9 protein-coding genes are annotated in these 10,655 nt (G+C 36.9%); 3 read left to right on the forward strand and 6 right to left on the reverse strand.

Annotated elements, in window-relative coordinates:
- Positions 1 to 224: 224 nt before the first annotated feature.
- Positions 225 to 989 (reverse strand): MerR family transcriptional regulator, encoded by a 765-nt coding sequence (locus tag V7083_RS13165; protein WP_335478422.1) that lies wholly within the window; start codon positions 987 to 989, stop codon positions 225 to 227.
- A 223-nt stretch (positions 990 to 1,212) separates the two neighbouring features.
- Between V7083_RS13165 and V7083_RS13170 the strand changes: the two genes are divergently transcribed.
- Positions 1,213 to 2,415: a CynX/NimT family MFS transporter gene (locus tag V7083_RS13170; RefSeq protein WP_335478424.1), complete on the forward strand. Its 1,203-nt coding sequence runs from the start codon at positions 1,213 to 1,215 to the stop codon at positions 2,413 to 2,415.
- 42 nt (positions 2,416 to 2,457) lie between these two features.
- On the opposite strand, the gene V7083_RS13175 is transcribed toward V7083_RS13170, so the two are convergent.
- Positions 2,458 to 2,823, reverse strand: coding sequence for a hypothetical protein (locus V7083_RS13175; protein WP_335478426.1), 366 nt, complete (start codon positions 2,821 to 2,823; stop codon positions 2,458 to 2,460).
- A gap of 175 nt (positions 2,824 to 2,998) precedes the next feature.
- Here V7083_RS13175 and V7083_RS13180 point away from each other — a divergent pair, with 175 nt between their 5' ends.
- Positions 2,999 to 4,060, forward strand: a complete 1,062-nt coding sequence (locus tag V7083_RS13180) for a GIY-YIG nuclease family protein (RefSeq protein ID WP_335478427.1) — start codon at positions 2,999 to 3,001, stop codon at positions 4,058 to 4,060.
- Between the two features lie 238 nt (positions 4,061 to 4,298).
- Positions 4,299 to 5,795, forward strand: coding sequence for a peptide MFS transporter (locus tag V7083_RS13185; protein ID WP_335478429.1), 1,497 nt, complete (start codon positions 4,299 to 4,301; stop codon positions 5,793 to 5,795).
- A gap of 42 nt (positions 5,796 to 5,837) precedes the next feature.
- On the opposite strand, the gene V7083_RS13190 is transcribed toward V7083_RS13185, so the two are convergent.
- The 4 genes from V7083_RS13190 to V7083_RS13205 form a co-directional block, all read right to left on the reverse strand.
- Positions 5,838 to 6,161: a nitrous oxide-stimulated promoter family protein gene (locus V7083_RS13190; protein WP_335478431.1), complete on the reverse strand. Its 324-nt coding sequence runs from the start codon at positions 6,159 to 6,161 to the stop codon at positions 5,838 to 5,840.
- Positions 6,162 to 6,284: 123 nt separating this feature from the next.
- The gene (locus V7083_RS13195; protein WP_335478432.1) at positions 6,285 to 7,199 is read right to left on the reverse strand and encodes a Gfo/Idh/MocA family protein; all 915 of its coding nucleotides are present in this window, start codon (positions 7,197 to 7,199) and stop codon (positions 6,285 to 6,287) included.
- A gap of 137 nt (positions 7,200 to 7,336) precedes the next feature.
- A complete protein-coding gene (locus V7083_RS13200) occupies positions 7,337 to 9,655 on the reverse strand; it encodes an EAL domain-containing protein (protein ID WP_335478435.1) in 2,319 nt (772 codons plus the stop codon).
- A gap of 241 nt (positions 9,656 to 9,896) precedes the next feature.
- The coding region (locus tag V7083_RS13205; RefSeq protein WP_335478437.1) for an NAD(P)H-hydrate dehydratase at positions 9,897 to 10,655 on the reverse strand (759 nt) is incomplete at its 5' end.

Here is a 10,655-nt window from a genome sequence, read left to right on the forward strand (position 1 = left end):
ATATTATGACTATTATGACATATGACTTATTTGAAATAATGTCAAAAGTTGTCGCATAAATAAAAAAATTTAGAAAATAAAATACACCTTCTCCTTCTTTAGTACGTTAAAGTAACATAAAAGGCACTTACAGCCCCAAGGGTGAAAGTGCCTTTTTCATCATTTTACTCTTTAGTAAACAGTTTTTTAATAAAATAATCCTTCAATATAATAGTTTTAGATTACTACTTTTTAAGCCCAGTATAGATTTGAATAGCATCTCTAAGAAATTCCGCAGTTCCTGGTTGTTCCTTATCGTAGTAGGCCTTAAACCTTTCGTCATCGACATACATTTGGGCAAGCCCTGCGTGTGCTTCCTTGCTGTACTCGTTCCAATAATAGGTTAACCATTTTTTGTGGAGCTCCGCTGTCTTCTGAGCCAATTCACCAGCTGGATCGCCTGTTTTGAAGGCTTCAGCTAACGTTTTCGTTACTCTGTCAGCAAGTGCAGTTACCTCATCATATTGCTCTTGGGTCATGTTCATAACTTTGGCATTGGATTTCTCTACTGTCTCTTCCCCGTATCTTTCACGGATTTCTTTCCCATATTTTCTCTCATTTTCATCTATCATTTTTTTCTTAAAACCTTCGAATTTCTCTTGATTAGACATGTTTATTCTCCCTTCAGTCATTGCAATTGTTTTTTCTACATTTGCAATGAGCAGATTTAATTGTTCTCTTTTTTCGAGGAGTTTTTGGCGATGCTCTTTTAGGGCCGTTGAACCATCAAAAGAAGGATCCGTGATGATGTCTTTTATGCTTTCCAAGTTAACACCTAATTCGCGATAGAAAAGAATTTGCTGCAAGCGATCCACCTCTGATTGACCATAAATCCGATATCCAGATGAACTGATTCTCGCCGGCTTAAGAATCCCAATCTCATCATAATACCTTAACGTCCTAGCACTAACCCCTGCCAAACTTGCCAACTTTTGAACTGTATATTCCATCCGTTCACCTCCTCAAAATCAACAATACACCTTTACGCAACGTCAAAGTCAATAACTATTAAGCCTAAATTTCATTGAAGAATAAACACCTTTGTCCACTCCATATGGACAATTGTACACGGACGGTGCCTGTCACCTTTTGCAGTCACTCTTCGCTTTTTTATTTTTTTTCTTTTACTATGTTATACTTTAAAAAGTCTGTTTTTAAAAGGAGAGTATTATAGTGGAATTGCAGAAGTCACGTGCTGATGTAAAGTCAGCCTATTTATATTTGTTAATAACGGGGATTGTCCTTGTAGCGTTTAATTTGCGCCCGGCCATTACTTCAATTGGACCGCTTATTGGTGATATACAAGAGGATGTGGGCCTTGCGCATTGGAGTGCAGGATTATTGATGAGTATGCCTCTGATTGTTTTTGCGTTTATGTCGCCGCTTGTACCGAAAATAGCTATGAGGTTATCAAATGAGGCAACTTTGTTGTTTGGGTTGTTCCTGTTAATGATCGGGATTATCATTCGTTCCGTTCCTGTAACAATCTCCTTATTCATAGGAACACTTGCGATCGGGATAGGGATTTCAATTGGCAATGTACTGTTGCCTGCGATCGTAAAGGATAAATTCCCGAAAAAGTTCGGACTCATGACAAGTGTGTATTCTACTTCAATGGCATTGGTGGCATCTTTGGCATCAGGCTTGAGTGTTCCTCTGGCACATGAAGTAAACCTTGGTTGGCAGGGTGCCTTAATTGTATGGGGAATTCCAGCCATTGCTGCCATCCTTATTTGGACCTACCTTCTCAAGGCTAATCGTGGAGTTCATTCTGAAGTAAAAAAAGTGAAGATTGGTTCCCATAATATTTGGAGTTCTTTTCTCGCCTGGCAAATTGCCATCTTTATGGGGTTTCAGTCATTTTTGTTTTATGTTACGGTATCCTGGCTGCCGGAAATCTTACACAGTCATGGAATGAGCACGGGAACGGCTGGTTGGATGCTTTCCTTTAGTCAATTGGTGGGCTTGCCTGCCAGTTTCTTGATTCCCGTATTTGCAGGTCGGTTTAAATCCCAATTCTGGCTGGCATTTATCTTAAGCCTTTTAACCTTTCTAGGTTTTGTTGGTTTATTATGGGGGGGCCCATCGTACTTTATTCTAATTGTTAGCATTATTCTTATTGGAATTGGCTTAGGCGGAAATTTCCCATTGGCGTTGACTTATATTGGACTTCGTGCCCGCAACGCCGCACAAGCTGCAGAATTATCGGGAATGGCCCAATCGTCAGGCTATATTATCGCAGCGGCAGGACCTTTATTTATTGGATATTTATTTGACCAGACCCATCAATGGATCGTTCCATTGATCACACTCATTATTGTATCCCTAATCGTAATGGTATTTGGAATGCTCTCAGGTCGCAATCGATATGTATAAAAAAAGCGAACAGTATCGTTCGCTTTTTTCTATAATTATCCATCATGATAATTCTTTAATTTTTCCTATCCAATCTTTAAAGCTCCCAAATTCTTCAGGATTAAAACCAAAATGTCCTTTTATAAAGCTAATGGTTTCGCTCTCTTGATCATGAAAAACCCCGTCCGAATAGATTAATTGAAACAATTCAACCAAAACAATATTTTTGGAGCGTTCCGTACTAAAACTACTCAGAATGTCCTCAATATCCATCCCTTTTACTTGATAATTCTCCAATTCCATTTCTCGTTGATACCTTTTAATAATTGAATTTTCGAAAACAGACAGATTTCCATCAATTGCAGCAATTCGGTTTGCCAGTTCAAGAAAAGCCTCTCTCTCTTTAAGGGAAAGTTCTTCCAGAAACAATACACACACAACTCCTTAGGTTCATTTACTATTTATACGCTTTACAATTGGCTAAAGTTTCATCCAAACACAAATTTGTATGGATTGTCCTTCTTTTCATGTTTTTATAATCCCAGGATAACTATTAATAACCACCTATGGTAAAATAGTTTAAAAAAACAGGGAGATTCCAGGCATGAAAGAAAAATTAAAAAACCTACCTACTTCTCCCGGAGTTTACTTGATGAAAGATTCTCATGGAGAGATTATGTATGTCGGAAAAGCAAAAAATCTTAACAGAAGAGTGCGCTCCTACTTTCAAAACTCCAAATCCCATTCACAAAAGATCAAAAAGATGGTCTCCTCTATCAGGGATTTTGATTATCTCCTTACCGATACAGAATTTGAGGCTTTTCTCCTTGAATGTCACTACATCCAAGAATTAAAACCTATTTTTAATAAACAAATGAAGAGTCCTGAATCCTATACGTATATTCTTATTCAAATCGATGAAAATGGAGAGCCGACTGGATTAAAAACCACCTGCCAACGAAATGAACAGGATGGCAATATCTATTTTGGACCCTATTCTAGTAAATCTGCAGTGGATAAAGCCATTCAGGGATTAAAAGAATTTTTTAAAATTGATTGTAAAAATTTCTCAAAACGAAAAAGCCCATGTATTAATTTTTCCCTTGGATTATGTTTGGGAGTTTGCCTTGGCGGCCTTTATCTAAAAGAATATCAAGCAAGACTAAAAAAAATAATTTCAATAATAAATGACTCCGACTCAAGTATTCTCGAAGATCTTCAACAAAAAATGATGGCAGCTGCCGAGCATTATCACTTTGAAGCAGCCGCAAAATACAAAGAATACGGGGAAGCCATCCGCTATCTTATTTATAAGGAAAAAGTAATTGACTTTGCTTTTGAAAATAGGTTATTTGTTGTTGTTGAATATCTAAATGATGAAGCTTTCAAATTATTCCTTATTAAAGCCAACACCGTACTTTTCAGCGCGATGTATAGAATTCAAGATAATATAGATCTGTTAGTTGAATCAATTAAACAATCCATTTTTACAACTTTGAAAAACAGTCAGCAAACAAACGTAAAAGTATTAAAAAGTGATGAAGTGGATCAAGCCCAAATTATCTATCGCTATGTAACTAGCAAGCAATGCAAGTCTATCTCGATTAGAGATGACGACAAATTGGAAGATAAGTTCATCTATAAACTATTAAGCCCTCATGAATAAGGGCTTTTTTGTATTTTATAAAATCAAACACCAAAAAAACAATCGTACTAATGCGAAAAATTACTCTATTTGGAATTGAATTATTATTTTCAAAAAACTTTCTTTTTAATTTTTCACTTATTAAAATACAATAATATCAACGTTTTCAACAATATGTAACTTGATTTCCAAAAAAAAGTTTTTGACGATTCAAAAATATATAAAGTATTATAGAATAACAAAAGGAGGGTAAAAGTTAATGTCAAACGTAAATAGACAGAAAATTGTGGACAGTGTACCTCAGAAAGGATTTTTCGGACATCCTAAAGGGTTATTCACATTGTTCTTTACTGAGTTCTGGGAGCGATTCTCTTATTATGGTATGCGTGCAATCCTAGTATTCTACATGTATTATGAAGTATCCAAGGGCGGCTTGGGTATGGATCAAACCCTAGCACTTTCTATCATGTCCATCTATGGTTCACTCGTATATATGTCAGGTATCATCGGGGGCTGGCTTGCTGATCGCGTGTTCGGTACATCAAGAGCGGTATTCTATGGTGGTATTTTAATCATGCTTGGTCATATTGCCCTTGCCATTCCGGGCAGCGTTGCTTTCTTCTTTGTTTCCATGGTGCTGATCGTTATCGGTACAGGTTTATTAAAGCCGAACGTTTCCACTGTAGTAGGTGAAATGTACAGTGAAAATGATAACCGTCGTGATGCCGGTTTCAGTATTTTCTATATGGGAATTAACATGGGTGCGTTCCTGTCTCCACTGATCGTTGGTTCAAAAGCAATTATGAATACAAGCTTCCACCTTGGATTTGGTATTGCTGCAATTGGTATGTTCCTCGGCTTGATCGTCTTCACCATGACAAAGAAGAAAAGTCTTGGACTTGCTGGAACAGCTGTTCCAAACCCATTATCATCAGCGGATAAGAAAAAAGTATTTATTATGTTTGGTTTAGCGGTTGTCGTAATCGCCATTATTTTCGCTATTACCATACCAAACGGTTTGTTAACATTTAAAACCTTTATTAACATCGTTAGTTTCCTTGGTATTTTAATTCCAACGATCTATTTTATTCGTATGTATCGCAGTCCTAAAACAACTGCAGTAGAACGTTCAAGAGTTCTAGCCTATATTCCATTGTTTATCGCAGCTGTTATGTTCTGGGCCATTCAAGAGCAAGGCTCTACTATTCTTGCAAGCTACGCTGATAAGCGTACACAGCTTGACTTCGCCGGCATTCATATTTCTCCGGCCTGGTTCCAGTCATTAAACCCATTATTTATTATCACACTTGCCCCTGTGTTTGCAGGATTGTGGGTAAAATTAGGAAAACGTGAACCTTCTATTCCACAAAAGTTTGCATTGGGAATTTTATTCTCAGGTTTATCCTTTATTGTCATTCTATTGCCTGCGCAATTAGGTGGAACTCATTCATTAGTAAATCCATTATGGCTAGTACTTAGTATTTTAGTTTGTGTGCTTGGGGAATTGTGCTTATCACCTGTTGGTTTATCAGCTACAACAAAACTGGCACCTGCTGCTTTCTCAGCACAAACAATGAGCTTATGGTTCTTAGCAAGTGCCGCTGCTCAAGCTGTTAACGCACAAATTGTTAGGTTCTACACCCCTGAAACAGAAACGGCTTATTTCGGTATCATCGGTGGAGCTTCAATCGTACTAGGAATTATCCTATTAATCATTGCACCGAAAATTCAAAGTGCTATGAAAGGCATTCGCTAATATCAGAAAAGCCTAGCTACATGAAGTAGCCAGGCTTTTTTATTATCTGTTCAATAGATGCTTTACTGTGTAGATTGGGTGATGCAGCAGCATCCTAGGACCGGCGTAGCGCATAACTGCCTTCATCTTCTGTCTGTACTTTAGTTTGTAGCAATGAATCTTGCAATTAGAGCACGCTGTCTTTTCTTCCCCAAAACGACAGAAGGAAAGCCGTAAAAGGGCATAGTTTTTTAGATCTTGACATTCTTTGCAAAGCTCATCACGATGATGTTTCCTTTTGCAATACATCCCAATCATTTCCTTAACTATTTCTTTTTCCTTTTGAATATTCGGGCCTATGTTTGGTTCAATCAATCGTGCTCCCATGCCAGTAAACCTCCCTTTTCGATTTACTTTAGGATTTCTTAATTTAACCATACCACAGATTTTTTTATTTCAGATGGAAAAATATTAACAATTTACCAACACTTTTGTTGGAATAAAAAAGACCTAGCTTAGATTTTGCTTTACTAGTTTCTGTAAGATTTCTTCACACATTTCATGGGTTTCTAAGGCATCCCAGGCTGTGATTTCCGGCTCGGCATTGGTCCTTACAGCTTGAATGAAATCAAGGACCATTTGTTCAAAACCGCGTTTCACCAAAGTTGGTTCCCAATCACCACTTCTAACTTCCATATTCTCCATATTCTTTGAAATGATCATCTGAGAGACATTATAGACCGTTCTCTTTTCAAACGGCCCCATCACCTGTGCAATCTCTTCTGTTGTTCCGTTATCCCTGTTCATAATGCCAATCGCAGTCGCACCTTGGGAAATAAATTGGATCACCACATGGTATAATGTGTTATTCTCCATTTTCCCACTGACATGGAGGTCCTCTATTGGATGCGGAAATAAATATCGCATCGTATCCACTACATGGATAAAATCATCAAAAATAAAGGTTCTCGGTTCGCCCGGGAGATTCCTGCGATTTTTCTGGACAATAACCATATTTGGATTTACTACCTCTTTTAATTTAATGTAAGAAGGTGCATATCTGCGGTTAAAACCTGCCATTAAAATTAGCCCTTTTTCCTCAGCTAACTCTACGAGTCTTTTTGATCCTTCATAATCATCTGTAATGGGTTTATCAACAAATACATGGATGTTTCGATTTAACAACGTTTGCACAATTTCCGAATGGGAAGCAGTAGCAGCATGCACGAATGCTGCAGTAATTCCACTTTCCATTAATGATTCAAGGTCACTATGAATATGCTCAAAGCGATACTTACTGCTAATATGTTTGAGCTTTTCCTGGTTTCTGGTATAAATATGGATCTCAACGTCCTTCAAACTACTGTAAATCGGTAAGTATGCCTTCTGTGCAATATCACCAAGTCCTATTACCCCTATTTTCATAACGCACATCCCCCGTTTCACTTATTTGATTTCACCATACACTTTCCGGTTACGTGAAACAAGCCTTATTTTTCAAAAAAAATAAACCGAACATGACATGATCATACAATGTCTCTTTCGGTTTATGTTTATTACATTTATATTATTTGTCCAATGTTTTGATTTGGAAAGAGAAAAATTTGTTCGATTTCACTTGCAGGTATAGGACGGCTAAAATAGTAGCCCTGTAATTTTGCACTAAATTGCGAATGAATAAACTCACTTTGCTCTTTGGTTTCAATTCCTTCGACAATCACATCAAGCTGAAGGTCATGGATAATTTCAAGAATACCTGAAAGTAGTGTCGTATCAAAAGGCTCTAAAGGAACATCTCTTATAAAACTGCGATCAATCTTGATTACATCAATCGGCAGTTCTTTTAGATAGATTAAGGAAGAGGTGCCAACGCCGAAATCATCCAAAGCTATTTTAATATTCCGCTTTTTTAACTCAATGGTAAAATCCTTAATTTCCTTCAAATAATGGTTAATATCACTCTCAGTTATTTCTATTTGCAGCTTTGATGGCGGAAAATCATATTCTTCTAAAACCTTATCCAACTTATTAATAAAACTGTGATCCTTCATCTGTGATTTTGAAATATTGACAGAAATGGAAAGGTAATCATGGCCTTGAAGATGCCATTTCTTAGCCTGCTTAACCGCATCTTCTAAAATCCATAATCCAATGTAAGGCATTATTCCTGTTTCCTCTGCAATTGGTATAAACTTTGCCGGAGGAATTACACCTTTTGTTGGATGATTCCACCTCAACAGAGCCTCCATTCCTGTTATTTGATGATGTTCTGAATCCACAATAATTTGGTAATAGGATTCTAACTGTTTTTGGATGAGGGCATATTTTAAATCTTTTTCTAATTCTAACAGGTTTTTATAATTATTCGTATTATTTAAATCATGATAAAAGATATATTGATTTTTTCCCTTCCTTTTCGCTTCATACATGGCAATATCCGCTTTTTGCAATAACGGTTCAATGGTCGTGCTGTCTTGAGGATAGGAGCTTATACCAATACTGGCAGTAACTGAGATTTTAAAAGAATGAATTTGAAACACTCTGTTTATCTCTAACATGATATTTTCAGCGATTCTCTCTATCTCTGCCCTTCCTGTATTCGGAAGTAAGATAACAAATTCATCCCCACCATACCTAGCAAGCATTCCATCTTGTTCTTCTACAACTGGACTAACGCGTTTACAAACATTTACTAGTAACATATCACCGATTGTATGGCCCATGGAATCATTGACCCATTTAAACCCGTCTAAATCAAAGAAAAAGATGACAAGCTCCTCTTTTTTTCCAATGGTTCGATCAAAAAATTCTTTAAATAATTTATAGCGGTTTGGAAGCATGGTTAATTGATCATAAAAGGCCAATTGAGTGACACTCTCATGTTTTTCTTCCAAAGAAGCCAGCATGTTGTTAATCGAATTTTCCAGACTGGACAATTCATCTTTTCCCTTACTAATTCTTACTCTTGTTTTAATATCTTTATTTGTTTGAATTTCTCCTAATTGTAGAGACAAGTCTCGGACACGAGAGGTAACCAAACGACTTAGAAGAATATTCATTAACACAATAAGGGTCAGTGTAGAAATAATTAAATAAATGGTGATTTGCTTAATATTTGCCATCTTTTGAAGGTAAAAACTTCGCTTATTTAAAATACTAATTTCATAATACTTTTGTTCAGAATATTCTTTAATAGAAAGAGAGCCCTTTATATTGGACTCACTCACAGGTTGAACCTGTATCTGCATATGTTTATTGGTTAGATTGGATTGTTTAAAATAAAGGTTTAAAGACAGTTTCTTCCCCAAATCATCTACAGCACGTTCGTTAAACCATTTCCCCATAATCAACCAACCAGGTGAGGTTCCTTCACGGTCGCTTTGATATACAGGTTGAATGGAGGTCATCGTCATGCGATCATCTACTTTAAGGAAAAATGCCCTATTGAGGTCCTTTGTATCATGCACTGCAGGTAAAAACGCTTTATAAAAATCAATATCAATATCAATTGATTTTTTTCTGTTTAAATCATAAGCCCTTTGATAAATCACTTCATGGTTTTTATTAATAAAAACCATGAAGTTAATTCCAATATTCTCCATGGTAGCATTACTGATATTCTTTCTTAAGTAATCCGGATATTGATTATCTAAAAATAAATATGTATCATCCCATATCGCCCAATCTCGATTAATACTATTCAGATGTGCAAGATCAGACTCCAAGTCATTTTTTACTCTTTTGACATCAGCATATGTGCTGTTTTGGTCTAGTTTATTCGAATCTCTTAGTAAAAAGGGGCGAATAGCAAGAATAAGTAGGGTTAGAAATAGAAGCATGGTTACACTAACAACTAGAAACGTTTTCAATTTTAGCTTCACTTTAATCCCCCCACCCCGATGTAATCTATTATAAATATGTATGTATGCTCGGAAATTGTCGATATTACTAGTTTTATTGTATCATGAAATATTAGTATCTTTTATAAGAAATTTTTTCTATTTTAAAGAAAACTAGACGATTGGAGTCACTTAAGGTCTTGACTACTATGGTTGCACTTATGCCTAATTAAATACTTTTTATCGGCAAAAAAAGCTCAGTCAAAGGACTAAGCCACCGTTTTTATACTAATCGTTTCAGCACTTCTTTTATCCCATCAATAAGATTAACAGGTGTTACACCATAATTGGATAATTTCTTTGCTTGTTCCTCGCCACTAAGTGCATGGATATAACTCGCAGAAACGAGGGCATTAATGGGATTCGCACCTTGTGCCAAAAACGATGCGATTAATCCAGTCAATACGTCCCCGCTTCCACCCTTTCCAAGAGCGTCATGGCCGTGCGGATTTATATAAATCACTCCTTGAGGTGTGGAAATGATGGTTCTATGACCTTTTAACAGCAGATATACCTGATATTTTTCCGCAAATAGCCTGGCAATTTCGATTCGATCGGCCTCGACTTCCTGGATCGTTTTATTCACAAGTCTGGCCATTTCTCCGGGGTGCGGTGTAAGGACGATATCCCCCTTATACTCACGGAGCAACTCTAAATCATTCCGCAGTAAGTATAGGGCATCTGCATCCATTACAAGTGTCTGAGTAGAGAAACGCGTTAGCAAAGATTTAAGCCACTTTTCCCCTTCAGGTAATCTTCCCATGCCTGGTCCAATTGCAATACTATCATATTGATTTAGCGATGGAGTCAGTTCATTCAGAGCTTGTTCAGAAAAATAGCCATTCTGTTCTGATAAGGGAAGAAATAATGATTCAGGGTTTTGTGCTGCAGCCATGGGATAAATCTGTTCAGGTATGCCTAAAGTGACTAATCCAGCACCGGAATGCAATGCCGCTCTAGCCGAAAAGATGGGTGCTCCAAC

Origin of the sequence: Bacillus sp. JJ1764 (assembly GCF_036962145.1) — a bacterium.
Taxonomy (GTDB): domain Bacteria; phylum Bacillota; class Bacilli; order Bacillales; family Cytobacillaceae; genus Neobacillus.

Bases quoted from the DNA above. Each gene is read 5' to 3' on its own strand.
- V7083_RS13165 (WP_335478422.1), bottom strand. From the start codon at position 989: ATGGAATATACAGTTCAAAAGTTGGCAAGTTTGGCAGGGGTTAGTGCT.
- V7083_RS13180 (WP_335478427.1), top strand. From the start codon at position 2,999: ATGAAAGAAAAATTAAAAAACCTACCTACTTCTCCCGGAGTTTACTTG.
- V7083_RS13185 (WP_335478429.1), top strand. From the start codon at position 4,299: ATGTCAAACGTAAATAGACAGAAAATTGTGGACAGTGTACCTCAGAAA.
- V7083_RS13190 (WP_335478431.1), bottom strand. From the start codon at position 6,161: ATGGGAGCACGATTGATTGAACCAAACATAGGCCCGAATATTCAAAAG.
- V7083_RS13195 (WP_335478432.1), bottom strand. From the start codon at position 7,199: ATGAAAATAGGGGTAATAGGACTTGGTGATATTGCACAGAAGGCATAC.